We start from the raw sequence: 25,741 nt of genomic DNA on the forward strand, positions 1-25,741 counted from the left end.
TATGTCCAGCGCCACCACACCAAGACCAGTCACTACCACCGCCGATGCCAACACCCAAAAGGATGCTGTCGTACAAAAGACCGTATTCTCTATCCTCCTCGCGATCAGCTTCTCGCATCTGCTCAACGACACGATGCAATCCCTCATCCCCTCATCCTACCCGCTACTTAAAAAATCGCTCGGCCTGGACTTCAGCCAGGTAGGTCTCATCACCTTCTGTTTTCAGCTCACCGCTTCGCTCCTGCAACCCTTTGTCGGCCTCTACACCGACAAAAAACCACAACCCTATTCCCTCGCGGCCGGGATGTGCTTTACCCTGGCCGGCCTGATCCTGTTGTCAAGAGCAGGCACTTTCCCCCTCGTGCTGGTGGCGGTCGCCCTCGTAGGTATGGGCTCATCGATCTTCCACCCCGAAGCCTCCCGCCTGGCCTATCTGGCATCCGGCGGACGCCGGGGATTGGCTCAATCCATTTTCCAGCTGGGCGGCAACGCCGGCGCAGCCCTCGGCCCCCTGCTGGCCGCTCACATCGTTTCACCCTACGGCCAATCGAATATTATTTGGTTCGGCTTCTTCGCCCTGGTAGGCATCGGTGTCCTCCTTCGGACAGGCGCCTGGTACAGCCACAATCTCGGCCAGCGCAAGAAAAAGGCCGCGACGACAATCACCGCATTACAACCGGGTATCTCCCGGGCAAGAGTAGCCGTTGCCCTTGTCATCCTGCTGGTGCTCATCTTCTCTAAATATTTTTACATGTCCAGCATGAGCAGCTATTATATGTTCTTTCTTATCGACAAATTTCACGTGTCGGAGAAGAGCGCGCAGATGCTGCTCTTCGTCTTTCTGGGTTCTGTGGCAGCCGGCACCTTCATCGGAGGCCCTATTGGCGATCGCATCGGTCGTAAATATGTCATCTGGTTCTCTATCCTGGGCGTGGCCCCCTTCACTCTCGCGCTGCCCTACGCCAACCTCTTCTGGACTGCCGTACTCTCTGTCTTCATCGGACTCATCCTCGCCTCCGCCTTCTCCGCCATCCTCGTCTATGCCCAGGAACTCCTACCGGGAAAAGTAGGCCTCATCTCCGGGCTGTTCTTCGGCCTGGCCTTTGGTATGGGCGGCATCGGCGCCGCCGTCCTGGGCCGCCTCGCCGACAGGACAAGCATCCAGCATGTATTCCATCTCTGCTCCTTCCTGCCCATCCTGGGCCTGCTCACCGCCTTCATCCCCGACACCCGCACCCAAACCCCCAAAAACTAAAAAGAGCCTCCGACCGTCTGGTCGAAGACCCAAACCCCCAAAAACTAAAAAGGGCCACGGGCCCTTTGGCGCAAAACAAAACCGGACCCGCCAGCGGCAGATCCGGTCTATAACTTGCCTATAAAAAACTTATTTCTTCGTAGCGGTATCTTTCTTGGTAGTATCAGCAGCCATCTTCGAAGTGTCAGCAGCCATCTTGGAGCTGTCTGCGCCCATCTTGGAAGAATCAGCCATCTTGGTTGCGGAAGAATCAGTTGCCTTAGCTTCAGAACCTGAGTTGTTACAAGCTACTGCGAAAGCGGCGATCGCGGCTACAAAAAAGAACTTTTTCATTGATTTTTTTTTTACGTTAACGTTAATTGAATGGTTTCGAGTTTAATACTAGCGTCTCCAAAAAGTAACCCACACAAATCAATGTTTTTTACATATTAATTATACTAATACGTATACGCTGGCTTTTGAACGCCAAAAACGCTTTTTTTGAATTATTTCCCATTCCTTTGGGTTACGAATGGTTAATTTGGGTATTAAATATAGCACAAGCGTGAGGACAGAGACCAACGAACAAAAGTTACTCGAAGGACTGGCACACAACGACCGTAAGGCCATAGAAGCCATCTACAAGCAGCACTATAATATGGTGCAGTCCCTGATACTCAGCAACAACGGCTATCCTGAAGATGCCCGTGACATTTTCCAGGAAGCCATGATCGTTCTGTACGAAAAAGCAAGATCCGGCTCTTTCGAATTGAACAGTCAGCTCAAGACCTACCTCTATTCCGTATGCCGAAGGCTCTGGCTCAAACGCCTGAACCAACAACAAAGATTCTCCTCGGAAGTGGAGAACCTGGAAGAAACCGTACCTGTGGAAGAAGAATTGGAGCGCCACGAACAACGCAACCAAGACTTCCAGGTCATGGAACAATCCCTGAAAAACCTCGGCGAACCCTGTAAAAGCCTTTTAGAGGCCTACTATCTGGAAAAGAAGAGCATGATCGATATAGCCACGGATTTTGGCTATACCAACGCGGACAACGCAAAGAACCAGAAATACAAATGCCTGATGCGATTGAAAAAGATCTTTAATTTGACCAAAAAATAAGTGAGTAAGATGCAAGATGCTGCCCTATTAGATGCCGTCGAACGTTACCTCCGGGGTGAAATGCTCCCCGAAGAAAAACAGTTCTTCGAACATATCCGGCAAACAAACCCGGAAGTCGATGCGCTGGTGGTCGAACACGCTGCGTTTCTGAACCAGCTCACCCAATACGGCGAGACCCGCCAGCTGAAAACACAACTCAACGAGGTACACCAGCAACTGTCCCGTGAAGGCCATATCGACCCGCCTCCCGCCAGCGCCAAAGTGGTGATGCTCTGGAAGAAATACAAGCGCACCGTCTTCGTTGCCGCCTCCATCGCCGGCATCACCGCCCTCTTTATCAGCGGGCTCATCTCCCTCGTTACACCAAAGGTCAGCCAGTCGAGTATCGACCAGTTAAGCCGCCAGCTCAACGATCAGGCGCGAAAACTGAAAACGGTAGACACCAAACTGGACAACGCCGTGGCCGCGACCACTACCTTCACCCGCGGGGGCACCGGTTTTCTCATAGATGGTAAGGGCTACCTGCTCACCAACGCACACGTCGTAAAGAATGCCACTATCGTCGAAGTACAAAACACCCTCGGCGCCTACCAGGCCCGCATCATCCAGCTCGACCACCAGGCCGATCTGGCCCTGCTAAAGATAGAGGACACCTCCTATCATGCCTTCAACGGCCTGCCCTACGGTATCAGCAAGGCGAGCGCCGATCTCGGTGAAGATGTCTTTACCCTTGGCTACCCCCGGCCCGATATCGTTTATGGCAAAGGATATTGCAGCGCCGAAACGGGCTACCAGGGCGACACCACCGCCTTCCAGCTCACCATCGCCGCCAACCCCGGTAATAGTGGTACACCCGTTCTCAACAACGACGGGGAAGTAATCGGAGTCGTCACCTCCAGCCAGCAAAACGCCCAGGGCATGGTCTTCGCCGTCCGTTCGAAGAACATCTTCAACGCCCTCGACGCCATGAAAGCCGATAGCACCCTGCAAAAGACGGATACCACCCTCAGCACCCTGAAGATCCCGGTCAATTCCTCCCTTAAAGGAATGGATCGCAAACAACAGATCAAACGCATCCGCGACTACATCTTCATCGTCAAATCTAACTAAGTAAAAGGCCCACTACCGTGGGCCTTTTACATTTTTATTTCCACAAATTCGAAGGATACTCCCCCTTCGCGATCAACGCATTTAAACTCGCCTGCACCTCCGGCGCATCCTCCTTATACGTCACTCCAAACCATTTCGCACCGGTGGGGATCACCTTTATACTCCCCTTCCCTTCCTTGATGAATTTGTCCCCAATGATCGGAATAAAAAACTCCGCTTTCGGATTCGACCCCTGCTCCGCTAAAAACTCCTTGAATATTTTCTCCGTATACGCAAAAACCGAAGGATCGAAAGCCCAGAAATTCATAGAAACCTTCGAATCATAAGGTACCTCAAATTTTTTATCGCCTTCCTCATATGTGATCTTTCCGTCTTTCTCATAGATCTTCGTCCGCTCAGCAATCGACACCAGGTTGCCAGCTGCATCCACCTGGCAAACCCCACGGCTCACCGTCCCATTATCGGACAGCGTCTTGGCCAATTCATACCCGATGATACAATATACATTGGGGCTCACAGGTCCCGTCAGAAAGGCATAAGCCTTTTCAAACGAATCACGGCCATAAAAATCATCCGCATTGATCACCGCAAAAGGCTCCTTTATCGCGTCTCTCGCACACAATACGGCATGGGCCGTACCCCAGGGCTTCGACCGATCGGCCGGCACCGGAAAATCACCCGTAAAAGAATGCAGATCCTGGTAGACATAGTCTATCGCGACCTTCCCCTTCAATTTCGGCTCGAAAATATTCTTGAAATCCTCCGCAAAATCCTTCCGGATAATGAACACTACCTTTGTAAACCCCGCACGGATGGCATCATATATGGAATAATCCATTATTGTCTCTCCACTGGGGCCAAAGCCCTGAATTTGTTTCATACTCCCATATCGGGAAGCCATACCGGCAGCTAAGATCAAAAGGGTTGGTTGCATTACTAGTATTTTTATATTTATGACACGAAAATAAAACATTACAGTGAATCATCAAGCATCCCTGATACAACGATTGCAGCTTCCGGCATTCACTGCTTCGCAAATCCATGTGGATGTCATGCGGCTGGATCAACTACACCCCATCGTATCAGGGAACAAATGGTTCAAGCTGCAAAAACATCTCGCCCTCGCTTCCCCCGGCCGGCCCATTCTCACCTTTGGCGGCGCATGGTCGAATCATCTTGTCGCAACCGCCTATGCCGCAAAACAAGCCGGCTTCCCCGCCATCGGCATCATCCGCGGTGAACAACCTTCATCCCCTTCCGCTACATTGACGGACGCTGCCGCCTATGGCATGCAACTGGAATTCGTCTCCCGCGAACAATACGGCCAAAAAGAAAACCCCACTTTTCTGCAACAGCTGACACACCGCTATCCCGGCGCTTATATCATCCCGGAAGGCGGTGGCGGCATCCCAGGCATCACCGGCAGCCAGGACATCCTCCAACTCGCCGACACCACCGCCTACACCCACATCTGCTGCGCCATCGGCACAGGCACTACTTTCCTTGGCCTCCACCGCGCTTCGACCCCGCAGCAGACGATCATCGGCGTCCCTGTCCTCAAAGGTTTCGACACCTCGTCGTTGTCGGGTCCCCGCACACTGTTCCTACCTCAATATCACTTTGGCGGCTACGGCCGGCACCCACAGATCCTCCTCGACTTTATGAATGACTTCCATCGCGATACCGGCATCCCCACCGATATCGTTTATACCGGCAAATTATTCTATGCCATCCGGGAAAGCATCCGCCAACATCTCTTCCATGCCCATTCCCGTTTATTGATCATCCACAGCGGCGGACTGCAAGGCAACCGTTCGCTCCCACCCCGAAAATTGGATTTTTAGGCCCGGAATTTGTACCTTCACACAACCTATGTACAAAACCGCGGGATCCCTGTTGTTCATCTGCTTCGTTTTTTCCCTTGTCCTCAGGGCGCAGGATACCCTCCCCCGATTCTCCGTCACCGTCCGTGGTCCAGGTAAGATCCTCATCAGCTGGCATAATAAATATCCCGTCGTTTCCCAGATCAGTATCCAACGCTCGGCAGATAGCCTCAGAAATTTTAATACGCTGATCACCGTTCCGGATCCCCGGCTTCCGGAAAATGGCGCCACCGACAACAAAGCGCCACACCCCAATTTTTATTATCGCCTCTTCATCGTCCTCGACAACGGTAAATATCTTTTCACTCCATCCAGACGGCCGCATTCCCAGTCCGAAGAACCCGTCATCGCACAGAAAGAAACACAAAAAGAAAAACAAGACGACGACACGGATGAATCCATCGCTCGAGCCGCCGATGCCCGGATGCTCGTCCTCTCTCCGGCGTCCGACAAAGAACGATCGCGCATCAAAACGCCATCCACTATCCACACCCTCCCGGCATTAGCCTTGTCTAATACTATATATGTCCGTAAAGGAGATGAGATCATCGGCCAGCTGTCCAGCACGCGGATACAGGCCTTCAGGGATTCCGTGCTGCGACGTACTAAAGATACCCTGGTCTTCATTAATGGCGACACCCTCCTCATAAAACCCTTTATCGCCAAAGAAGTATACAAACCTTCGCCTTATATATTTACAGGAAAATATGGCAACATCGAGGTGAAGCTCCCCGAAGCGCCACGGAAACATTATGCCGTGAAATTCTTTGATGAGAACGATAAGCTGCTTTTCGAATTGTCGGAGATCAAAGACCCCTCCCTCACCCTCGACAAAACAAATTTCCACCACTCGGGGTGGTTCCACTTTGAATTGTATGATGGCGATCAGCTGAAAGAAAAGAACAAATTCTTTATCCCTAGAGAATTCTAGCCCCGCATCAGCACCCCTCCGCGGCCGGCTCATACAGCACCGCACCAAACACTTCTTCAAACCGGCTCTTCCAACGGGCCTTTACTTCCTCCACATCGACAGTCCGCCCGAGCTCCCGTTCCAGCGATGTCACCTGCTTGTCCGGGATACCACAGGGGATGATATTCCCAAACCAGGACAGATCGGTATTAATATTCAACGCAAAACCATGCATCGTGATCCAGCGGCTGCAACGTACCCCCATGGCGCAGATCTTCCTCTCCCGCCCTTTGATCCCCGGCTCGATCCAGATCCCGGTCTCCCCCGGAGAACGATCACCCGGGATTCCATATTCGGCCAACACCCGGATGCCCACCTCCTCGAGACTTCGAAGGTACCAGCCCAGATCGGTACGAAACTTCTCCAGGTCGAGTATCGGGTAGCCGACCAATTGGCCAGGGCCATGAAAAGTGATATCACCGCCACGATTGGTGCGGAAAAATTCTACCCCCTTCTCGGTCATGGTAGCATCGTTAAGCAGGACATTTTCCATGTGCCCGCTCTTGCCAAGGGTGTACACGGGCGGATGCTCCACAAACAACAACCGGTGAACGGTCCCTCCCGCCCCATCCCCGTTCTGCCTGGTCTCCGTCTTCACCCGGACATTCTCCCTGAGCAAAGCCTCCTGGTAATCCCAGGCTTCCTGATAACCCATCCTGCCCAGATCTTCAAAGATGACTCTTTCCATGGCCCGCAAAGTTACGCAAACGAGCCGATTTAGTACCTTTGCCCAAATGGCTACCATGCACCAAGGACAGGACAACGATAGAGAGCTGGACGAAAGTCCATCCGTCGACGGCTCGGAAGAGTTGTACGAACGCCTGAATCTCAAAGTAGATAAAGGACAGGAACCGCTGCGCATCGACAAATTCCTGGTACAGCGCATCGAACACGCCTCCCGCAACAAGATCCAGAAAGCCCTCGAAGCCGGAATGGTCCTGGTCAACAACAAACAGGTCTCCCCCAACTATAAGATCCGGCCCCTCGACGAGATCATCCTCTATTCGGATAAGGAAGCCCCTGGGGAAGAGATCATCCCCGAAGAGCTGCCCCTTAACATCCAGTACGAGGACGAAGACGTGATGATCATCAACAAACCCCCTGGTATCGTCGTCCATCCCGCCAGCGGCAACTACTCCGGCACCCTGATCAACGGCGTCGCCTGGTATCTCACCCAAAAGAACAGCGCCATCAACGAACAAAATCTGCCCCGTTTCGGCCTGGTGCACCGCATCGACAAGAACACCAGCGGGCTGATGGTGTTGGCCAAGACCGAAAAGGCCGTTCGCAGCCTGGCAAAACAATTCTTCGACCATACGGTGCACCGGCAATATATGGCACTGGTATGGGGCGATCTCGTAGAGGATTCCGGTACCATCGTGGCTCATGTCGGCCGCCACCTGCGTTTCCGCAAACTCTTCGACGCTTACCCCGACGGCGATCACGGAAAAGAAGCCATCACCCACTACAAAGTTTTGGAGCGCTTTGGCTACGTCACCCTTATCCAATGCGTACTCGAGACCGGGCGTACCCATCAGATCAGGGTACACATGCAGCACATCGGCCACCCGCTCTTTAATGATGACACTTACGGCGGCGACAAGATCGTAAAGGGCACCGTTTTCAGCAAGTATCGCCAATTCGTCGACAATTGCTTCGCCATCTGCCCACGGCATGCCCTGCACGCAAAGACCATCGGCTTTATCCACCCGGGCACAGGAAAAGAAATGCTTTTCGAAAGCGAACTGGCCGACGATATGAAAGAGGTTATTGCGAAATGGCGCGCCTACACCACCAACAACGGACTGCGCAGGTAACGCCTCATCAAAATTGGTTCGAATGCCAACGGTAAAATTCACCTATGCTTTAAAACGGCATTTCCCTGGCATAAAGGACACCCCCGCCAGGGGAAGCACGCTTGCAGATATTCTCCGGGAAATGGATGCAAACTATCCCGGGGTAAAAAGCTACATACTCGACGAACAGGGTAACCTGCGCAAACACGTCAATATCTTCATAGACGGCACGATGATCAACGACCGTGTACGACTCAGCGATCCGTTCAGCGAGAACAGCGAGATTTATATTATGCAGGCCTTGTCCGGAGGATAGATCATAATAGATCATAAAAACGATTGTATATGAACTCATCGACGATCCTGTTGGGCACCCGCAAAGGGCTGATCGCCTATCGAGCGACAGACCACCGCTGGACGGTGGAAAACCTCTCCTTCGAGGGAGAACCCGTCTCCATTGCCTATGCCGACCCCCGCAACGGAATGTGGTGGGCCTGCCTCGACCACGGACACTGGGGCGTAAAACTGCATCGGTCACCGGACAGGGGCGCCACCTGGGAGGAAGTTACCGCCCCCGCCTATCCCGAAGGCGAAGAAGTAAGAGATGGTATGCCCGCCACTACCCGCTACATCTGGTCGATGGCGCACGGCGGCCGCCATTATCTTTCCAAGCTGTGGCTCGGCACCGATCCCGGCGGATTGTTCCTCAGCGAAGACGGCGGCGACAGCTTCCGGTTAGTAGAGTCATTGTGGAAACACCCCACGCGAAAAACGCTATGGACAGGCGGCGGACGCGACCTCCCGGGCATTCACTCGATAGTCCTCGATCCACGGGATGAAGATCACCTCTACATCGGCATCAGCTGCGCCGGTGTATTCGAAACCGCCGATGGCGGCCGCAACTGGGAGACCCGCAACAAAGGCCTGCGCGCCGACTTTCTCCCCGACCCCGCCTCGGAAGTAGGACATGATCCGCATATTCTCGTCGCCGCGCCATCAAATCCCGATACACTCTGGCAACAGAACCACTGCGGCATCTTCCGGTCGACCGACGGAGCGAAAAACTGGCAGGACGTAAGCCAGAGCGAAGGCCCCGCACGCTTCGGATTCGCCATCGCCGTCGCTGAGGATGACCCCGCACAGGCCTGGGTCGCACCGGCCAACGCCGATGTAAACCGCACAGCTGTCAAAGGCGCGCTTTGTATTTGCCGAACCGACGATGGAGGAAAAACCTGGAAAGACTTCAGAAAAGGATTGCCACAGGAGAATTGTTTTGATATCGTCTATCGCCACGCGCTGGTCAGCTCCGGCGACGCGGTGGCTTTCGGCACCACCACCGGTAATCTGTTCTTTTCACCCGACAGAGGAGAAAGCTGGCAAACGCTAAACAACTACCTGCCGATGATCTATTCCGTACAGTTCACGGACTAACGCGGAAAACTCATTTTATAATCTACATTCACCTTACCCCGGGTAATGTCGTCCAGCTTGCTCTTAAGCAACTTGCGTTTCAGCGGCTTAAGATAATCGATAAACAGCTTCCCTTCGATATGGTCATATTCATGCAAGATGATCCTCGCCGAAATGCCGTTGAAGGTCGAGACATGCGGCTCAAAATTCTCATCTACATATTCGATCGTCACCTCTTCACTGCGAAAGATATCCTCCCTGATCTTTGGAATGCTCAGACAGCCTTCATTATAAGCCCATTCTTCCCCATTAAGCGCCGTAATATGCGCATTGATAAACACCTGCTTGATCCCCGGGCCATCGGGATACTTGTCCTTCTCATCTTCCTCGAGATTAATAAAGATCTGCTGTGAATCCACCACAAAAAGCCGGATGTCCCGGTTCACCTGCGGAGCCGCCAACCCTACTCCGTTGCTCGAATACATCGTCTCCCACATATCCGCGATCAGTTGTTCCAGATTCGGATAATCAGGCGTGATATCCTTGCTCACTACCCGGAGGATTGGCGTTCCATATGCCACAATAGGTAAAATCATACTATACTTTGCTTTTATTTTTATTGCCCCGATCTGCCCAGGTATTCCTGGAGCATGATCGTAGCCGCAATCTCATCAACCAATGCCTTGTTCTGCCGTTGTTTCTTCTTCATCCCCATCTCCACCATCGCCCGGGACGCCAGCTTGGACGTAAAACGCTCGTCCACCGGCTTCAACGGAATCGCCGGAAATTCTTTCTGCAACCGCACCATCACCTCCCTCACCAGCGGCGTAGCATGCGTATCGCTGTCATCCCAGTTCTTCGGCTCCCCTATCAATATCAGCTCCACCGCCTCCGTTTTCATATACTCCTTCAAAAAAGCAATCAGCTTTGGCGACTCCACCGTCGTAAGCCCGGTAGCAATTATCTGCAACGGATCGGTCACCGCTATCCCCGTCCGCTTGAGCCCATAATCTATCGCCATGATCCGTGCCATATACCGTTGATTTTCAAAAAGTTGTCCGCACGACTAGGTCCGTGATAACAAACACGGCAAAAACAACACTCGCAATCCCATTGGCCGTCATAAAGGCAAGATTCACCCGGCTAAGATCATTAGGCTTCACCAGAAGATGCTGATACACAAGCATCCCCATAAATACAGCCACCCCGGCCCAATACCACAGCCCAAATCCCCCATACCAACCCGCGGCAACGACACAGGCCGTACTCAGCACATGCAGCAGCTCAGACACCCGCAACGCCTTCACCTTCCCCAGCCACGAAGGCATGGAATACAGCTGCTGGCTCCGGTCGAACTCCTCATCCTGCAACGCATAGATAATATCGAAACCGCTGACCCAGAAGATCACCGTAAAGGAAAAAAGTATCGGCAACACCGCAAACCGGCCGGTCACCGCCAGATAAGCCCCGATCGGTGCCAGCGATAGCCCCACCCCCAGCACCAGGTGGCACAACGGCGTGAACCGTTTGGTATAACTATACCCCAGCACCACCGCCAGCGCCACAAAAGACAACCCAAAACACAGCGGATTGATGAACCAGGTACAAACAATAAAGGCCAGGCAATTAAAAATAACAAACCGCAGCGCGCTGCTCTTCGAAATAATTCCTTTGGGTATCTCACGGATAGCCGTACGCGGATTCCGCGCATCGAACTCCACATCCAGCCAGCGGTTGAACGCCATCGCCGCACTGCGCGCAAAAACCATACATCCCAACACCAACAAAAAAGTCACCCACAACGGTTGATGCCTCGCCTGGGTGCCGAAGGCGCCCAACGCAAACCCGATCATCGCAAACGGCATCGCAAAAATGGTATGCGAAAACCTGATCAAACTCAAATAATTCTTTACTTTACTCATATACGCTTTTTAGTTCGAACCAATTCCCATAATACAATTCCCGCCGCTATAGATATATTCAACGAATGCTTCATCCCCCACTGTGGTATCTCGATCCCTCCATCACAAAGCGCCAAAACCTCTTCCCCCACTCCACTCACCTCATTTCCAAACACAACGGCAAGTGGCCCGATACCTCGTCCTGCGAACTCCTGCAACGCCACACTCCCCTCCGCCTGCTCGACAGCATATACCCTAAACCCTGCCGATCGAAGCGCACGAACCGCCTCAGGAGCCGAAGCAAAATACTTCCACTCCACCGTCTCCGTCGCCCCAAGCGCCGTCTTATGGATATCCCGGTGCGGCGGCTGCGGGGTATAGCCGCAAAGATAGATCGCCTGGATGAGAAAGGCGTCCGCCGTCCGGAATACACTACCCACATTGTGCATGCTCCGGATATTATCCAGCACGACTACCACCGGCGTCTTCTCCGACTCCCTGAATTCATTCACCGATTTGCGGTTCAGCTCATCCATCCCCAATTTGCGCATGCGCAAAGGTAATTTACCTTTAAGTAAAAACCGCTCATGAGAAAACAAACCCGCTTCCGGCCGGCGGCCTGGTCAGCCGTCCTCATTCTCGCCGGACTGCTGCTTCCGCGAGCCACCGCTTTTTCCCAGGATGAGAAACTGGACACGGCTGCCATCCGGAAGATCCGCCTCGAAGGCCTCACCCGCTCCCACGTCATGGATATCGCCTTCCATCTGACGGACGCCAGCGGCAACCGCCTCACCGCCTCCCCCGGCTTCAACAGGGCCGCCAACTGGGCCAGACAACAGCTCACCGATTGGGGCCTCACCGGCGCCACCCTCGACCCCTGGGGTGAATTCGGCAAGGGATGGGAACTCCAAAAGTCCTATCTGGCCATGACTGCCCCATATTATAAGCCGCTTATCGCCTACCCAAAGGCCTGGTGCGAGGGCACTAACGGACCTAAATCCGCCTCCGTCCTGCTCATCAGCGCAACCGACTCCGCCGGCCTCGAAAAATACAAAGGCCAGCTCACCGGCAGGATTCTCATCCCTGCTATCGATGAAGTCTATCAGCAGAGCTTTAAACCCGACGCCACCCGCTATACCGACGAACAGCTGGACTCGATGTCAAAAGTCGAGATGAAACCCGTCGACACCGCCGAATTACGCCGCCGCCGCGCCGCCTTCAACCGGGGGCCCATGGCCTTCCTCAACACGCTCCGCGCCGAAGCCCTGAAAGAAGGCGCCATTGCCATCCTCAGCCAGTCCCCTCGCGGTCATGACGGGACCCTCTTCGTACAGGGCGGCGGACCCTACCAGGCGACCTCACCCGCCAATTTCCTCGATATGGTCATCCCGCTCGAAGACTATACTACCATCCAACGGCTGCTGAAAGCTGGCATCCCTGTTACCCTCGACGCCGATGTAAAGACAAAATTCTATACCGACGACACAAAGGGATACAACGTCATTGCCGAAATAAAAGGCACCGACAAAAAATTAAAGGACGAAGTCGTCATGCTCGGCGGCCACCTCGACTCCTGGCATAGCGCCACCGGCGCCACCGACAACGCCGCCGGCTGCACCGTGATGATGGAGGTCGTCCGCATCCTGAAGACCCTCGGCATCCAACCCCGCCGCACGATCCGCATCGCATTGTGGAGCGGTGAAGAAGAAGGCCTCCTCGGAAGCCGGGGCTATGTAAAAAAGACCTTTGCCGACCCGGCTGTCATGCAACTGCTACCCGCACACGCAACGTTCGACGCCTATTTCAACATCGATAACGGTACAGGTAAGGTGCGCGGCATCTACCTGCAAGGCAACGAAGCCTGCCGGTCTATCTTCACCCAATGGCTGCAACCCTTCCATGATCTTGGCGCCACGACAGTCACCATCAGCAACACCGGCGGCACCGACCACCTGTCCTTCGACGCCGTAGGCCTGCCCGGCTTCCAGTTCATCCAGGATGAGATCGAATACAGCACCCGCACCCACCATACCAACATGGATTCCTACGAACACCTGCGTGAAGACGATCTCAAGCAGATAGCCACCATCGTCGCCGCCTTTGTCTACAACACCGCCCAGCGCGACGAGAAGCTACCGCGGAAACAATTACCCGCACCCCGTCCCGCCGGCCGCGGCTTCTAAAAATAACCGAAGTCCGAATCAACAACTTATCCCCACACAGCAGCCCCGGCAACCCATTTGTCGGGGCTTTCTTACATTTGTCCCCCACCCATGGCAAAAGCTGGTACCGATACTCCTCTCATGCAACAACACCGGGCTATCAAACAACGATATCCCGATGCCATTCTCTTGTTCCGCGTGGGAGATTTCTACGAGACCTTTGGCGAAGACGCAATCGTCGCCTCAAAGGTGCTGGGTATCACCCTGACAAAACGCAACAACGGCGCCGCAGCCTCTTCCGAACTCGCAGGTTTCCCGCACCATTCACTGGACACCTATCTGCATAAATTAGTAAAAGCAGGCCACCGGGTCGCCGTCTGCGATCAGCTGGAAGACCCCAAATCGGCAAAGGGCATCGTAAAAAGAGGGGTCACCGAAATGGTAACACCAGGCGTCGCCACCCATGACAAACTCCTGGAAGGCAACAGCAACAACTTTCTCGCCGGCATCTATTTCCCCGAAGACTGGCCCGCCACCAACGCAGCGCTCGGCCTCTCCTTCCTGGACATCTCCACGGGCGAATTCTTCCTGGCGGAAGGCAATACGGAATATGCCGACAAGCTCCTGCAGACCCTTCGCCCGGCTGAGGTCATCTTCCAGCGCAGCTTCCAGAAACATTTCAAGGAAGTGTTCGGCAGCAAGTTCTACACGTACACGATGGAAAGCTGGCTCTTCGAAGCCGGGTTCGCCACCGAAACGCTCCTGAAACATTTCCAGACCCATTCCCTGAAAGGATTCGGGGTCGAAGAAATGACCGCCGGTATCATCGCCGCGGGCGCCGTCCTTTACTATCTGAAGGACACGGAGCATCCACACCTGCAACATCTTTCCTCCATCCAGCGCATCGACCGCGAAGACTATCTCTGGATGGATAAGTTCACCATCCGCAATCTTGAACTGCTGGGCCCCACAGGCGGTGAACAGGGCCAAAGCCTGCTGAAAGTGCTCGACAATACGGTATCTCCAATGGGAGCGCGCCTGCTGAAGCGGTGGCTGCTCATGCCGCTGAAAGACGCCCAACGTATTCACCAACGGCTCGACTCCGTAGAATTCTTCATCAAGACTCCCGACCTGCGCAGCGCCCTCGCCCAACATATCCACCAATGCGGCGATATCGAACGGCTCGTCAGCAAGATCCCCACCCGCAAGATCGGCCCCCGCGAGGTCCTTCAATTGGCGCGAGGCCTCGAACATGTCAAGAAGATAAAAGACACGGCGGAAGCCTTCCCCGAAGGCTGGCTCCGCACCGCCGCAGCGCAGCTCGACCCCTGCCCGCAGGTACGCGAACGCATCCTGGCCACCATCGCCGACAATCCTCCCGCCGCCGCGACAAAAGGCGACACCATCCGCGCCGGGGTCAGCGCAGAACTCGATCGGCTCCGCAGCATCGCCACCGGCGGCAAGGAATATCTCGTCCAACTACAACAGAAAGAGGCCGAACGCTCGGGCATCTCCTCGCTAAAGATCGGCTTCAACAACGTATTCGGCTACTATCTCGAAGTCACCAATACCCACAAGAACCGCGTTCCCGCGGACTGGATGCGCAAGCAGACACTGGCCAACGCCGAACGCTATATCACTCCCGAACTAAAAGAATACGAAGAGACGATCACGGGCGCCGAAGAAAAGATCCTGGCGCTAGAAGCAGAACTCTACGAGCAATTGCTTGGAGCCCTCCAGGAATCCATCGCGCCGATGCAGGCCAACGGTCACCTCCTGGCCGAGTTCGATTGCCTGCTTTGCTTCGCCGCCAACGCGCTCCACTATAACTATAAGAAACCACAGCTGCACGAAGGCCGCGATCTGCACCTCACCGCAAGCCGCCATCCTGTCATCGAACGCCAACTGCCGGTCGGCGAAGCCTACATCCCCAACGACCTGCTCCTCGACCCCGCAACCCAGCAGATCATCATTCTCACCGGCCCCAACATGAGCGGTAAGAGCGCCCTGCTGCGACAAACCGCCCTTATCACCCTGATGGCGCACATGGGCAGCTTCGTCCCCTGCGACGCCGCCCAGATCCCGCTCACCGACAAGATATTTACCCGCGTCGGCGCCTCCGACAACCTCAGCGGCGGCGAATCGACCTTTATGGTGGAAATGAACGAAACCGCCAGCATCATCAACAATATCACGCCAGCCAGCCTTATTCTGCTCGATGAGATCGGCCGGGGAACAAGCACCTATGACGGCATTTCCATCGCCTGGAGCATCGCCGAATATTTACACAACTCCCCCTTCGCGCCAAAGACGCTGTTCGCCACACACTACCACGAGCTCAACGAACTGGAATTCAAAATGCCCCGCATCCGCAACTATCATATCACCAACAAGGAAGTGGGCAACAAGGTAGTCTTCCTCAGAAAGCTGGCGCCCGGCGGCAGCACACACAGCTTCGGCATCCACGTCGCAAAGATGGCCGGCATGCCGCCCTCCCTGCTCCAAAGGGCAGAAGAGATTCTCAGGCAACTCGAAGTCAAACCCGTAGGCGCCCCCACCGAAGAGGCATTAAAAAAGGTAAGCGCCCCAAAGCTGCAGCTCTCCATCTTCGACGCACATACCGAAACCTTCCATCGCATCCGCCAATTGCTGGAAGATACCGACATCAACCGCCTTACCCCCGTGGAAGCCCTGCTCAAACTACAAGAAATAAAATCGGCTCTCCAATAGAGTCCCGCCGCCCTCATCATCGCCCCTCATCCGGCCCTCGCGCACTGCGACCCTATCCGTCCGCACAAACCGACATTTTATCCCCGCCCGATTGCTATACGTCCTTGAAAACGGAAGAGGTCTTTTCGTTGGCTATTTTACGTTAGCTATGATCAGATTTGCGTATCAACTGCATGATTTCCGCCACTGGCTCACCGATCTCAGCACCCTGCTCAACCTGCCGATAAAAGGCGGCACAATGGAATTCCCCTCTGCCATGGGCGAAGGCATCATCCGCGCAGCCAGCCTGCCCAGCGGCTTCTCCTATGTCGTGATGAATTTCAGCCTGAAGGATGATCTCGTATTCTTCAATCGCGAATCCTCGCCCAGGGGACTATGCCTCTTCTTCAACCCTGCTCCCTTCCTCTCTTCCACCACACGCGAGCAGGAAACCACCTTTGGACGGGAAACGCTCGTCAGACGCATCGGCATTTTCTTTCCCGCCGAATTCCTCCGGCAACACCTCCGCAAAGACATCCTCGCCGATCTCTTCCAGTACACGGAGAACAACCCCACTCCCACCACAAAAGAATCCGCTCCCTACGAATACCGGTCGCTTATCGAAGACATCTTCGCCGTCGATGGCAGCTCCGTGCTCTCCCATCTCATCCTCCACAACCGCATCCTGCTGCTGGCCGAGAAATTTCTCAACGCCTTCCTCACAAAAGCCCCTTTCTCACTACCCATTGGAAAAGGCTGGGCAAAAGGCAAGGAAAAAGACCTCGACGCATTGAAGACCATCGTTCAATTGCTCAGTGACTCCCAACTCAACAAATTCCCCTCCATCGAAACACTCTCCAAAACAGCGATGATGAGCTCCACCAAGCTCAAAACACGTTTCAAACAGATCTACGGCATGAAGCTGTATGAGTTCTACAACCGCAACCGCCTCGAACAAGCCAAAGAAATGCTAAAGACCGGCGACTACTCCGTAAAACAGGTCGGTATCAACATCGGCTTCTCCAATCTTAGTAACTTTGCAAAAGCTTTCAAGAAAGAATTCGGCATGTTGCCCAAAGAAGTTCTTAAGAATAAGTAAGTTTCTTACCGATCGCTAAGTACCATCTTATAAATACTCTTGAAAGTTTTGTTAAATAGCCTTTACAGCTATCAAAAGAGACTTTCCAGCCTGTGCCGTACGTTTTTTGTAGTAACTTTGCGCCCTTGTTCGGCCAATCGATCCCCCTGCCCTCACCGCGCGACTAAATTGCCATTGAGAAGTGAAAGCGGACCACAGGTCCGTCGGCCGCGAGGCCAATCATTAGTGAAGTAGTTAATAGTGTTAAAACAGGTGAATATGGTAATGTACTCTTTCCAACTGGAAAATTTTGAAAAATGGCTGGAGGGTCTTGCTGCCCGGCTCAATTCGACGGTCACCAATCGCTCGCTCTCCATCCCCGCTCATCTGGGCTCGGGTACCATTCATGCCCAAAACATTAATCCGCACCTTTCTTATGCTGTCATGAACTTCAAATTGGACAGCGATCTCGAACTCCACCGCGAATCCGGCGCCACCGGTTTTGTCATCTCTTTCAACATGGTGGAAGTTCAAAAAGAACTCCTGGTAGGCCATCGGCAACAGATCATCAGCGACAAACGCCCCTTCCGTAACGACATCTTCCTCACCGATGCCCGCGACAGCGCCTTTGTCCGCATGACCACCGGCAGCACGGTCAGGAGACTGCTCATCTTCTGTTCGCACGAACTGGCCATGCAATATCTGCCCCAGGATATCTTTACCAAACTTTCCGTATTCGCCCGGGAGAACAGCATCAGCGACCACCCGCTCTTCATCAATCTCTCCCATCGCACCATGCTCAAGGAAATATTCGAGCTCAAAGAGAACGATCCGCTGATGCCCATCCGGCGCCTGTCAGGCATCATCCACCTGATAGAAAAATTCCTCCACTCCTTCCTCCGCCAGGAACAGGCAGCGCTTCCCCGTACGGTCAAGAAGAACGATCTGGAAAGCATGCAACACGTCGAACATATCCTCAGCAGCCGCCTCGAAGGCTTCCCCTCGCTGGAATCCCTCGCACAGGAAGTATTTATGAGCACCAGTAAGTTGAAGAATCTTTTTAAACAAGTATACGGACATACCCTTTACGACTACTACAACAAGAGCCGCTTACAAAGAGCCAAAGACCTGCTCATCACCGGCCAGTGCAGCATCAAACAGGCCGGCAGCGAAATTGGCTTCAGCAACCTCAGCCACTTTGCTAAAGCCTTCCGTAAAGAGTTTGGCATCCTACCCAGAGACCTCGTAAAAGGCCGCTGACACAGCTATCAGGCCGTCCGATACGACTACTCATTGTCCTTTAGGAGGCATATTCCTGGCGTATAGAGGTATTAAAACGTTTTTGTAAATGTTATATTTACAATTAATATCAAGCCCGTTTTTGGTCCAATTATCCTGCTAAATTTTCAGTCATTCAGGCATGCGTAGCAACCGGCGATCCGTCTAATTGGGGGATCGCCGTTTTTCTTACATCAAATCCTTCAACCGGCGGTACAGTTCCGTATAAACAGCATAATTCTTCTGGTACACCTGCCCCCGTCCCCCATCGGGCTCATAGGTCGACACCACCTTCACCAGCGAACCCGTTGCGTCACCAAGCGCCGGGATGATCCCCAACGCATAAAACCCCATCTGGGCCGCCCCGATGGCCGATGCATCCGCCGACGCCGTAACAGATACCTTTTTCTGAAAAATATCGGCTATCATCTGAAGCCATAAGGTACTGTGCGTAAACCCGCCGCTGGCATAGATATGCCGGACATCCCCAATGGTCTCCTCCAACGAAGCCCCGATCTGGCGCAGCGAGAAGCTGACGCCTTCCAGCACCGCCCGCAAGAAATGCCGCTCGCCATGGATACTCCGGAGCCCAAAGAACACCCCCCTGGCATTGGCATCCCAGACAGGCGCCCGCTCACCAAGCAGGTAGGGAAGAAAGACCAGCCCATCCGCCCCCGGCGCAATAGCCTCCGCCTCCGCCACCAGCCTCCCGAATTCGCTGGCATCGGCGTCATTCCGCCCCAGCACCTGCCGGGCATACCATTGCAGGACATTACCGCCATTGTTGGTGGCCCCGCCGCAAACATAGTGGTCCTCGCTAAGGATATAGCTAAATATCCGTTCCTGCGGGTCCGGCTCCGGTTCGGGGGTCGTCATCCTGATCGCCCCGCTGGTGCCGATGGTCAGGGCCGTATCGCCCGGATGCACTGCCCCGCTCCCAAGATTGGCAAGACAGCCGTCACTGCCGCCAATAACAAACGGAAGATCAGCCGGCAACCCCAGCGACTCCCAGCCGTGGCACAACCCCGCTTCCCAATACGTACCGGCCACCGGTTCGGACAACCGGTCTGCATCGATACCCGCCAACTCTAGCGACTCGGCATTCCACACGCGACGCCGGATGTCAAATAACCCCGTCGCCGAAGCAAGGGAATGATCCACCCGGTATTCGCCAAAGAGGTGCCACCAGATATATTCTTTGATGGAAATAAATCGCGCCGCCCGGCCAAAGATCTCAGGCTGCTCTGCCTTCATCCACAACAGTTTACAAAGTGGGGACATGGCGTGAATGGGAGTCCCCGTGACGGCATATATCCGGCTTCCTGCCTCGCTGCCCTTCAAATCCCTGGCATATCGCTCGCTCCGCGTATCGGCCCAGGTAATAGCCCTCGTCAGCGACCGCCCATCCCGGTCAACAGCGATAAGGCTGTGCATGGCGCAGCTGAAACTGATGCCGGCGACCGCCTTCCCCACCTTTCCATATACTTCCTTTAATACAGCCGTCACCGCCCCCAGCAGTTGGTCAGGATCCAGTTCATGCCGCCCCCCGGCATCCGTATACACCGGGTAGGACGCACCGGCGCTCGCCAGCACCTCTCCGGTGGAAGCAAAAGCCACAGCCTTGGTATTAGTGGTACCAATATCGATTCCGATAACAATAGACTTCATATTAGTTCCTTCAGCCGGCCGACCACCGCATCCACCTCTTCCCGGGTATTATGCTTGCAAAACGAGAACCGCACCGTCACCTGGTTGGGATTGTGATTTATCGCCCGGATGACATGCGACCCCTGCTCAGCCCCGCTGGTGCAGGCACTGCCACCGGATGCGCAGATATGATGGATGTCAAGATTGAACAGCAGCATCTCGGACTTCTCCGTCTTGGGGAAAGAAACACTCAACACAGTATACAAACTCCTGCCCAGCGGATCTCCATTGAAAGCAATGCCTTTCAGGTTTTTCTTCAACTGCTCCATCATGTATATCTTCAACCCTTTTATATAGGCGCTGTCCGCCTCGAAGCCCGCGGTCGCCAGCTCCAGCGCCTTGGCAAAACCAACTACTCCATACAAGTTTTCCGTTCCGGCCCGCATATTCCGCTCCTGCGATCCACCATGAATATACGGGCTGATCCGTACGTTCTCGTTAATATACAACAACCCTACACCCTTAGGGCCATGAAACTTGTGCGCTGAGCCCGTAATGAAATGCACGGGAGTGTTGCGGAGATCGAAGGGGAAATGGCCAACCGTCTGCACCGTGTCCGAATGAAAGATGGCGCCATACAATTTGCACAGCTCACCCACCCCATGCATGTCGAGCAGGTTACCGATCTCGTTATTGGCATGCATCAACGTCACCAGTGTCTTGTCGGCCGTGTTGGCTAACTGATGCTCCAGGTCTTCCAGGTCGATATGCCCGTTGGGCAATAGATTGACATAGCTGAGGGACGCATCGCCGCGTTTGTGCAGATGCTCGACGGTATGCAGGGTAGCATGATGCTCCAGGGGGGAGGTGATGATATGCGTACAGCCAAGGTCATGTACGGCTGCCGAGATAGCCGTATTCGAGCTCTCCGTGCCGCAGGAAGTAAAGAAGATCTCCGCCGGATGGGCGTTGAGGATCTTTGCCACGGATTTTCGTGCCGTCTCTATCGCCAGCCGGGACTCGCGGCCATAAGAATAAATGGAAGAAGGGTTGCCAAACTTTTCCGTGAGATAGGGCATCATCGCTTCCAACACCTGCGGGTCGAGAGAGGTGGTAGCGGCATTGTCAAAATAAATTCTTTGCATAGCTATATTTAGGGGGCACTAAACTCCTTGATATCCTGCATAAGCCGGAGTGCGATATTATTGGCCGTCGTTTCAAAACTGCTTTCCGCATAGATGCGGATGATGGGCTCGGTATTGGACGACCGGAGATGTACCCAGTCATTATCGAATTCTATCTTCAGCCCGTCGTCCGTATTAACAGGATGATTCTTGTATTTTTTCCTGATCTTCTCCAGCACGGCCGGCACATCGATACCCGTCCGAAGCTCGATCTTGTTCTTGGAGATAAAATAATCCGGATATTTAGTCCGGAAAGACTTGATACCGCTCTTCGAATGGGCCAGGGCGCTGAGAAAAAGCCCGATGCCGATCAGCGCATCGCGACCATAATGCAGGTCGGGTACAATGATCCCGCCATTACCTTCTCCCCCGATGACGGCGTTGATAGCCTTCATGGTATTGACCACATTCACCTCACCCACCGCCGAAGGATAATACTCACCGCCACGGCTAAGCGTTATCTCTTTCAACGCCTTCGTGCTGCTCATGTTGCTGACGGTATTACCAGGGCGTTTGCTCAGCACATAATCGGCCACCGCAACAAGGGTATATTCCTCCCCGAACATACTTCCGTCCTCATTGACAAAACAAAGCCGGTCGACATCCGGGTCAGTGGCAATCCCAAGATCAGCCTTCGACTTCTGGACCTTGGCGCTCAGCCCAGCCAGGTTCTCCGGCAGCGGCTCCGGGTTGTGGGCAAACCTGCCGCTTATTTCCTCGTTTATCAGGATCACCTCAACCACCCCAAGCGCCTTGAGCAAGGGCGGGATGAACAGGCTGCCGGTGGAATTGATGGTGTCGACAACTATCTTATACTTCTTCTGCCGGATGGCGGCAACATCGACCAGCGGATATTTAATGATGGCGTCGATGTGCTTTTGTAACCAGGCGTCCGTCTGGGTATAGGTTCCAAGCCGGTCGACAGTGGCAAAGACAAAATCTTCCTTCTCCGCTTTCTCCAGCACGGCACGCCCTTCCTCGGCGCTGATAAATTCACCATCACTGTTCAGCAATTTCAGGGCATTCCATTCCTGCGGATTGTGGCTGGCCGTCAGAATAATACCACCCGCTGCCTTTTCACCCGGCACGGCAAGCTCCACCGTTGGCGTCGTAGAGAGGCCAAGGTCGAGCACATCCAGTCCAAGTCCCAGCAACGTGTTGACCACCAGGCCGCTGACCATCTGCCCGCTGACCCGGCCGTCCCGGCCGATCACCACCTTCTTACCCTTATTGTTCTGCAGGATGCTACTGCCAAAAGCAGCGGTAAACTTAACAACATCCAGTGGAGAAAGGTTTTCCCCCGGCTTTCCCCCTATTGTCCCCCTTATACCGGAGATGCTTTTGATCAATGCCACAGCTCTATAGATTAGAGTACAAAAATAAGGTTTCCTGCAACATCCGCCGAAAGGGTTTTGCCCTAATTTTACTCAAAATCAACACCCCAATTTACTCAAAAGCAATACCCCATGTCATTAGTTTCGGCAGACAGCTCCCCGGTCAACAGGTCCGTACCCCGTGACTGGTTCCGGGAATGGTTCGACTCTCCTTATTACCACAAACTTTATTTCCAACGGGATAAAGCAGAAGCTGCAGTTTTCATCATCCGCCTGCTGCAGTTGCTACAGCCGCCTCCCGGCTCGCAGATGCTCGACGTGGCCTGCGGAAGAGGCCGGCATGCCCGCGTACTGGCCGCACATGGCTACGACGTCACTGGTATCGACCTGGCCCCCGGAAGCATCGCCTACGCCCGTCAGTTCGAGAACGACCATCTTCATTTCTATGTCCACGACATGCGTCAGCTGCTTTGCACCAACTGCTTCCAGTATGCCTTCAACTTCTTCACCAGCTTCGGTTACTTCGAAACAGCCCGGGAAAATAACAATGCCGTCCGTGCGGTCAGCATCGCCTTACAGCCCAATGGCGTCTTCGTACTGGATTATCTCAATGCGGAGTACACGGAAAAATGCCTCATCCCCCACGAACAAAAGATCATCGACGGGGTCACCTACACCATCACACGGTGGTGCGACGGAAAACATTTTTATAAGAAGATCGTCATCAGCGAAGACAAATTACCCCAGCCGCTGGAATATACCGAGCGGGTGGCCGTCCTGACGCCGGAAGACTTTGAAACGCTCTTTCATCCTAACGGCCTGCATATCCGCCAATTCTATGGCAACTACGACCTGAAACCGTTCGACCGGCAGCACTCCCCGCGCCTCATCGTCGTAGCGTCTAAAGCCCCCCAATAATCTGCATCAAAACACCCCATTTTTGGTATATTTGGAAAAAATTGGCGCCGAGCTGAACTATCTTTATACCATGACTTTACTTGACGCGGGCCCTCATCATCCGGGTATTTTACACGCGATTTTACAGGGTGACTACTGGCTCTTTTCCCGTATCAACCAGGTCTGGACCAGTCCCTTTCTGGATACGGTTCTTCTCTTTATGCGGGAGCAGGAATTATGGTATCCTTTTTATCTTTTCCTGTTGGTATTTGCTACCCTCAATTTTCGCAAAAAAGGCTGGATCTGGACCCTCTATCTGGCAATGACCGTCATCATCAGCGATCTGATCAGCAGCCATCTCATCAAGGAGCACGTGTTTCGCCTTCGTCCCTGCAACAACCCGGCCTGGGCGGATTCGATGCGTTTCATCGCCAATTACTGCCCCATCGGCTCCAGCTTCACCTCATCCCATGCCTGTAACCACTTTGCAATGGCTTTTTTCATCTATAGAACGCTAAAACATACAAGCCCCTGGTGGCGGCTCCTGTTCGTCTGGGCCTTCCTCATTTCCTACGCCCAGGTCTATGTCGGTGTCCACTACCCGCTGGACGTAACCTGCGGCGCTTTGCTGGGTTCGCTCATCGGCTGGCAGACCGCCCGCGTATTCCGCTATCAGGCCGGTACCCTGCATTTACCATCCCACAATCCATCCCATGCTTGAGTTGATCATCTTATTGTTCCTGATCTTTCTCAACGGGTTATTCGTTATGGCGGAGATCGCCCTGGTATCAGCCCGGAAGACGCGCCTCGAGAACCTGGCCGATGACGGCGACGAAAAAGCCCGTGCGGCCCTCAAGCTCGCGGAAAAACCCGAACTATTCCTTTCCACCGCCCAGATAGGCATCACCCTTGTCGCCATCATCACCGGTTTTTATTCCGGCGAGAAATTCAAGGCCGATCTGCAACCCTACCTGGAAAGGATACCCTTTCTCCGGCCCTATGCCGCCAACATCTCCACCGGCGTCATCCTGGTCTGCGTCACCCTGCTGTCCATCACCTTCGGCGAACTGATCCCCAAACGCATCGGCCTGCTGCGGGCAGAACAGATCGCCCGCCTCGTCGCCAGACCCGTCAGGACCCTCTCCCTTATCACTCATCCCATCGTATGGCTGCTCAACAATACGAGTAACCTTTTCTTCGACTTCTTCCAGATCAAGCCCTCGGAAGACAGCGCCGTCACCGAAGATGAGATAAAAGTCCTCATCAACGAAGGTACCGAACAAGGCACGATCGAAGAAGCCGAACAGGAGATCATCGAACGGGTGTTCCACCTCGGCGACCGCAATATCACCTCCCTGATGACGCATCGCAGCGACATCATCTGGTTCGACCTCAACGAGAACGAAGAGACCATCAAGGAAAAGATCATCCGCGAACCCCATTCCGTCTATCCCATCTGCGACGGGGAGATCGACAACATCAAAGGCGTAGTATCTATCAAAGACCTCTATGTCACCGATGACAATATCCCCTTCAAGGATATCATGACCCCGGCCCTCTTCGTACCGGAGAACAATACCGCCTATATGGTGCTCGAGCAGTTCAAGCAATCCAAGATACACTGCTGCTTCATTGTCGACGAATATGGCAGCCTCCTGGGCCTCATTACGCTAAATGATATCCTCGAAGCCATCATCGGCGAGATCGCCCAGCCCGATGTCCCGGATTACGAGATAAAAGAGCGGGCTGACGGCAGCTTCCTGGTAGACGCCCAGATCCCTTTCTACGATTTCCTCGCCCGGTTCTACAAGGGGGACTGGCTCACCGATAGCGATAACGATTTCGATACCCTGGCAGGCTTTATCCTTAGCGAACTCGAACGCATCCCAAGCACCGGAGAAAAACTCGAATGGCGGGGCTTCACCTTCGAGATCATCGATATGGACGCCCAACGCATCGACAAGGTCCTCGTCACGCTGTCGGAAGACATGAAAAAAGAACTAAAAGAAGAGGAAGAAGGATAAC

Annotated in this window: 25 protein-coding genes; 15 read left to right on the forward strand and 10 right to left on the reverse strand. The window is 53.9% G+C overall.

Annotation, left to right across the window (positions count from 1 at the left end):
* Nucleotide 1: 1 nt before the first annotated feature.
* The gene (locus IEY39_RS06410) at nucleotides 2-1,255 is read left to right on the forward strand and encodes an MFS transporter (RefSeq protein WP_188929619.1); all 1,254 of its coding nucleotides are present in this window, start codon (nucleotides 2-4) and stop codon (nucleotides 1,253-1,255) included.
* Between the two features lie 129 nt (nucleotides 1,256-1,384).
* Here the strand turns inward: IEY39_RS06410 and IEY39_RS06415 are convergent, their stop codons facing one another.
* Nucleotides 1,385-1,588, reverse strand: a complete 204-nt coding sequence (locus tag IEY39_RS06415) for a hypothetical protein (protein ID WP_188929621.1) — start codon at nucleotides 1,586-1,588, stop codon at nucleotides 1,385-1,387.
* Nucleotides 1,589-1,799: 211 nt separating this feature from the next.
* Here IEY39_RS06415 and IEY39_RS06420 point away from each other — a divergent pair, with 211 nt between their 5' ends.
* Both IEY39_RS06420 and IEY39_RS06425 read left to right on the forward strand, forming a co-directional pair.
* Nucleotides 1,800-2,357: an RNA polymerase sigma factor gene (locus tag IEY39_RS06420; RefSeq protein ID WP_229688797.1), complete on the forward strand. Its 558-nt coding sequence runs from the start codon at nucleotides 1,800-1,802 to the stop codon at nucleotides 2,355-2,357.
* Between the two features lie 9 nt (nucleotides 2,358-2,366).
* Complete coding sequence (locus tag IEY39_RS06425; RefSeq protein WP_188929625.1) at nucleotides 2,367-3,467, forward strand: S1C family serine protease; 1,101 nt, start codon at nucleotides 2,367-2,369, stop codon at nucleotides 3,465-3,467.
* A gap of 34 nt (nucleotides 3,468-3,501) precedes the next feature.
* Here the strand turns inward: IEY39_RS06425 and IEY39_RS06430 are convergent, their stop codons facing one another.
* On the reverse strand, nucleotides 3,502-4,401 hold the full coding sequence (locus tag IEY39_RS06430) for a sugar phosphate nucleotidyltransferase (RefSeq protein WP_188929628.1): 900 nt from the start codon (nucleotides 4,399-4,401) through the stop codon (nucleotides 3,502-3,504).
* Nucleotides 4,402-4,444: 43 nt separating this feature from the next.
* Between IEY39_RS06430 and IEY39_RS06435 the strand changes: the two genes are divergently transcribed.
* Entirely contained in the window at nucleotides 4,445-5,311 is an 867-nt protein-coding gene (locus tag IEY39_RS06435; protein ID WP_229688798.1) for a 1-aminocyclopropane-1-carboxylate deaminase/D-cysteine desulfhydrase, read from the forward strand.
* 28 nt (nucleotides 5,312-5,339) lie between these two features.
* Nucleotides 5,340-6,281 carry a hypothetical protein gene (locus IEY39_RS06440; RefSeq protein WP_188929630.1) on the forward strand — a complete coding sequence of 314 codons (942 nt, stop codon included), beginning with the start codon at nucleotides 5,340-5,342 and terminating at the stop codon, nucleotides 6,279-6,281.
* A 7-nt stretch (nucleotides 6,282-6,288) separates the two neighbouring features.
* On the opposite strand, the gene lipB is transcribed toward IEY39_RS06440, so the two are convergent.
* On the reverse strand, nucleotides 6,289-7,008 hold the full coding sequence (lipB, locus tag IEY39_RS06445) for a lipoyl(octanoyl) transferase LipB (protein WP_188929631.1): 720 nt from the start codon (nucleotides 7,006-7,008) through the stop codon (nucleotides 6,289-6,291).
* Between the two features lie 55 nt (nucleotides 7,009-7,063).
* On the opposite strand from lipB, the gene IEY39_RS06450 reads away from it, so the two are divergent.
* Genes IEY39_RS06450 through IEY39_RS06460 form a run of 3 tightly spaced genes read left to right on the forward strand, consistent with a single transcriptional unit; the run spans nucleotide 7,064 to nucleotide 9,547 of the window.
* Nucleotides 7,064-8,137, forward strand: a complete 1,074-nt coding sequence (locus IEY39_RS06450; RefSeq protein ID WP_188929633.1) for an RluA family pseudouridine synthase — start codon at nucleotides 7,064-7,066, stop codon at nucleotides 8,135-8,137.
* Between the two features lie 22 nt (nucleotides 8,138-8,159).
* Nucleotides 8,160-8,432, forward strand: coding sequence for a MoaD/ThiS family protein (locus tag IEY39_RS06455; protein ID WP_188929635.1), 273 nt, complete (start codon nucleotides 8,160-8,162; stop codon nucleotides 8,430-8,432).
* A 29-nt stretch (nucleotides 8,433-8,461) separates the two neighbouring features.
* The gene (locus tag IEY39_RS06460) at nucleotides 8,462-9,547 is read left to right on the forward strand and encodes a WD40/YVTN/BNR-like repeat-containing protein (protein WP_188929637.1); all 1,086 of its coding nucleotides are present in this window, start codon (nucleotides 8,462-8,464) and stop codon (nucleotides 9,545-9,547) included.
* On the opposite strand, the gene def is transcribed toward IEY39_RS06460, so the two are convergent.
* The 4 genes from def to IEY39_RS06480 are packed head-to-tail and all read right to left on the reverse strand — an operon-like array spanning nucleotide 9,544 to nucleotide 11,978.
* The gene (gene def / locus IEY39_RS06465) at nucleotides 9,544-10,122 is read right to left on the reverse strand and encodes a peptide deformylase (protein WP_188929640.1); all 579 of its coding nucleotides are present in this window, start codon (nucleotides 10,120-10,122) and stop codon (nucleotides 9,544-9,546) included. The two genes, IEY39_RS06460 and def, sit on opposite strands and share 4 nt — an antisense overlap.
* A gap of 20 nt (nucleotides 10,123-10,142) precedes the next feature.
* Complete coding sequence (ruvX, locus tag IEY39_RS06470; RefSeq protein WP_188929642.1) at nucleotides 10,143-10,559, reverse strand: Holliday junction resolvase RuvX; 417 nt, start codon at nucleotides 10,557-10,559, stop codon at nucleotides 10,143-10,145.
* A 13-nt stretch (nucleotides 10,560-10,572) separates the two neighbouring features.
* Nucleotides 10,573-11,448, reverse strand: coding sequence for a UbiA-like polyprenyltransferase (locus IEY39_RS06475; RefSeq protein ID WP_188929644.1), 876 nt, complete (start codon nucleotides 11,446-11,448; stop codon nucleotides 10,573-10,575).
* Nucleotides 11,445-11,978 (reverse strand): RNA methyltransferase, encoded by a 534-nt coding sequence (locus tag IEY39_RS06480; RefSeq protein ID WP_188929645.1) that lies wholly within the window; start codon nucleotides 11,976-11,978, stop codon nucleotides 11,445-11,447. The genes IEY39_RS06475 and IEY39_RS06480 overlap by 4 nt, the downstream gene beginning before the upstream one ends.
* Nucleotides 11,979-12,014: 36 nt before the next feature.
* Between IEY39_RS06480 and IEY39_RS06485 the strand changes: the two genes are divergently transcribed.
* The 4 genes from IEY39_RS06485 (at nucleotide 12,015) to IEY39_RS06500 (ending at nucleotide 18,636) form a co-directional block, all read left to right on the forward strand.
* Nucleotides 12,015-13,610: a M20/M25/M40 family metallo-hydrolase gene (locus IEY39_RS06485; RefSeq protein ID WP_188929647.1), complete on the forward strand. Its 1,596-nt coding sequence runs from the start codon at nucleotides 12,015-12,017 to the stop codon at nucleotides 13,608-13,610.
* A gap of 90 nt (nucleotides 13,611-13,700) precedes the next feature.
* A complete protein-coding gene (gene mutS, locus IEY39_RS06490; RefSeq protein ID WP_188929650.1) occupies nucleotides 13,701-16,319 on the forward strand; it encodes a DNA mismatch repair protein MutS in 2,619 nt (872 codons plus the stop codon).
* 148 nt (nucleotides 16,320-16,467) lie between these two features.
* The gene (locus IEY39_RS06495) at nucleotides 16,468-17,397 is read left to right on the forward strand and encodes a helix-turn-helix domain-containing protein (RefSeq protein WP_188929652.1); all 930 of its coding nucleotides are present in this window, start codon (nucleotides 16,468-16,470) and stop codon (nucleotides 17,395-17,397) included.
* A 258-nt stretch (nucleotides 17,398-17,655) separates the two neighbouring features.
* The gene (locus tag IEY39_RS06500) at nucleotides 17,656-18,636 is read left to right on the forward strand and encodes a helix-turn-helix transcriptional regulator (protein ID WP_188929654.1); all 981 of its coding nucleotides are present in this window, start codon (nucleotides 17,656-17,658) and stop codon (nucleotides 18,634-18,636) included.
* A gap of 207 nt (nucleotides 18,637-18,843) precedes the next feature.
* On the opposite strand, the gene IEY39_RS06505 is transcribed toward IEY39_RS06500, so the two are convergent.
* The 3 genes from IEY39_RS06505 to glmM are packed head-to-tail and all read right to left on the reverse strand — an operon-like array spanning nucleotide 18,844 to nucleotide 22,840.
* On the reverse strand, nucleotides 18,844-20,322 hold the full coding sequence (locus IEY39_RS06505; protein ID WP_188929656.1) for a gluconokinase: 1,479 nt from the start codon (nucleotides 20,320-20,322) through the stop codon (nucleotides 18,844-18,846).
* Nucleotides 20,319-21,446: a cysteine desulfurase family protein gene (locus IEY39_RS06510; protein WP_188929658.1), complete on the reverse strand. Its 1,128-nt coding sequence runs from the start codon at nucleotides 21,444-21,446 to the stop codon at nucleotides 20,319-20,321. The genes IEY39_RS06505 and IEY39_RS06510 overlap by 4 nt, the downstream gene beginning before the upstream one ends.
* An 8-nt stretch (nucleotides 21,447-21,454) precedes the next feature.
* Nucleotides 21,455-22,840 (reverse strand): phosphoglucosamine mutase, encoded by a 1,386-nt coding sequence (glmM, locus tag IEY39_RS06515; RefSeq protein WP_188929660.1) that lies wholly within the window; start codon nucleotides 22,838-22,840, stop codon nucleotides 21,455-21,457.
* A 111-nt stretch (nucleotides 22,841-22,951) separates the two neighbouring features.
* On the opposite strand from glmM, the gene IEY39_RS06520 reads away from it, so the two are divergent.
* The 3 genes from IEY39_RS06520 to IEY39_RS06530 all read left to right on the forward strand — a co-directional run bounded on the left by IEY39_RS06520 (nucleotide 22,952) and on the right by IEY39_RS06530 (nucleotide 25,740).
* The gene (locus tag IEY39_RS06520) at nucleotides 22,952-23,737 is read left to right on the forward strand and encodes a class I SAM-dependent DNA methyltransferase (protein ID WP_188929662.1); all 786 of its coding nucleotides are present in this window, start codon (nucleotides 22,952-22,954) and stop codon (nucleotides 23,735-23,737) included.
* Nucleotides 23,738-23,807: 70 nt separating this feature from the next.
* Complete coding sequence (locus IEY39_RS06525) at nucleotides 23,808-24,437, forward strand: phosphatase PAP2 family protein (RefSeq protein ID WP_188929664.1); 630 nt, start codon at nucleotides 23,808-23,810, stop codon at nucleotides 24,435-24,437.
* Nucleotides 24,430-25,740, forward strand: coding sequence for a hemolysin family protein (locus tag IEY39_RS06530; RefSeq protein WP_188929666.1), 1,311 nt, complete (start codon nucleotides 24,430-24,432; stop codon nucleotides 25,738-25,740). Before IEY39_RS06525 ends, IEY39_RS06530 begins: the two co-directional genes overlap by 8 nt.
* Nucleotide 25,741 lies beyond the last annotated feature (1 nt).

Origin of the sequence: Puia dinghuensis, assembly GCF_014642875.1 — a bacterium.
GTDB lineage: Bacteria > Bacteroidota > Bacteroidia > Chitinophagales > Chitinophagaceae > Puia > Puia dinghuensis.

Coding starts and splice junctions, on each gene's coding strand:
- IEY39_RS06480 (WP_188929645.1), bottom strand. CDS start 11,978: ATGCGCAAATTGGGGATGGATGAGCTGAACCGCAAATCGGTGAATGAA.
- IEY39_RS06500 (WP_188929654.1), top strand. CDS start 17,656: ATGGTAATGTACTCTTTCCAACTGGAAAATTTTGAAAAATGGCTGGAG.
- def (WP_188929640.1), bottom strand. CDS start 10,122: ATGATTTTACCTATTGTGGCATATGGAACGCCAATCCTCCGGGTAGTG.
- IEY39_RS06455 (WP_188929635.1), top strand. CDS start 8,160: ATGCCAACGGTAAAATTCACCTATGCTTTAAAACGGCATTTCCCTGGC.
- IEY39_RS06525 (WP_188929664.1), top strand. CDS start 23,808: ATGACTTTACTTGACGCGGGCCCTCATCATCCGGGTATTTTACACGCG.
- IEY39_RS06460 (WP_188929637.1), top strand. CDS start 8,462: ATGAACTCATCGACGATCCTGTTGGGCACCCGCAAAGGGCTGATCGCC.
- IEY39_RS06495 (WP_188929652.1), top strand. CDS start 16,468: ATGATCAGATTTGCGTATCAACTGCATGATTTCCGCCACTGGCTCACC.
- mutS (WP_188929650.1), top strand. CDS start 13,701: ATGGCAAAAGCTGGTACCGATACTCCTCTCATGCAACAACACCGGGCT.
- IEY39_RS06450 (WP_188929633.1), top strand. CDS start 7,064: ATGCACCAAGGACAGGACAACGATAGAGAGCTGGACGAAAGTCCATCC.
- IEY39_RS06530 (WP_188929666.1), top strand. CDS start 24,430: ATGCTTGAGTTGATCATCTTATTGTTCCTGATCTTTCTCAACGGGTTA.
- IEY39_RS06485 (WP_188929647.1), top strand. CDS start 12,015: ATGAGAAAACAAACCCGCTTCCGGCCGGCGGCCTGGTCAGCCGTCCTC.
- IEY39_RS06475 (WP_188929644.1), bottom strand. CDS start 11,448: ATGAGTAAAGTAAAGAATTATTTGAGTTTGATCAGGTTTTCGCATACC.
- IEY39_RS06430 (WP_188929628.1), bottom strand. CDS start 4,401: ATGCAACCAACCCTTTTGATCTTAGCTGCCGGTATGGCTTCCCGATAT.
- IEY39_RS06520 (WP_188929662.1), top strand. CDS start 22,952: ATGTCATTAGTTTCGGCAGACAGCTCCCCGGTCAACAGGTCCGTACCC.
- IEY39_RS06425 (WP_188929625.1), top strand. CDS start 2,367: ATGCAAGATGCTGCCCTATTAGATGCCGTCGAACGTTACCTCCGGGGT.
- IEY39_RS06440 (WP_188929630.1), top strand. CDS start 5,340: ATGTACAAAACCGCGGGATCCCTGTTGTTCATCTGCTTCGTTTTTTCC.
- ruvX (WP_188929642.1), bottom strand. CDS start 10,559: ATGGCACGGATCATGGCGATAGATTATGGGCTCAAGCGGACGGGGATA.
- IEY39_RS06410 (WP_188929619.1), top strand. CDS start 2: ATGTCCAGCGCCACCACACCAAGACCAGTCACTACCACCGCCGATGCC.
- IEY39_RS06510 (WP_188929658.1), bottom strand. CDS start 21,446: ATGCAAAGAATTTATTTTGACAATGCCGCTACCACCTCTCTCGACCCG.
- lipB (WP_188929631.1), bottom strand. CDS start 7,008: ATGGAAAGAGTCATCTTTGAAGATCTGGGCAGGATGGGTTATCAGGAA.
- IEY39_RS06415 (WP_188929621.1), bottom strand. CDS start 1,588: ATGAAAAAGTTCTTTTTTGTAGCCGCGATCGCCGCTTTCGCAGTAGCT.
- IEY39_RS06505 (WP_188929656.1), bottom strand. CDS start 20,322: ATGAAGTCTATTGTTATCGGAATCGATATTGGTACCACTAATACCAAG.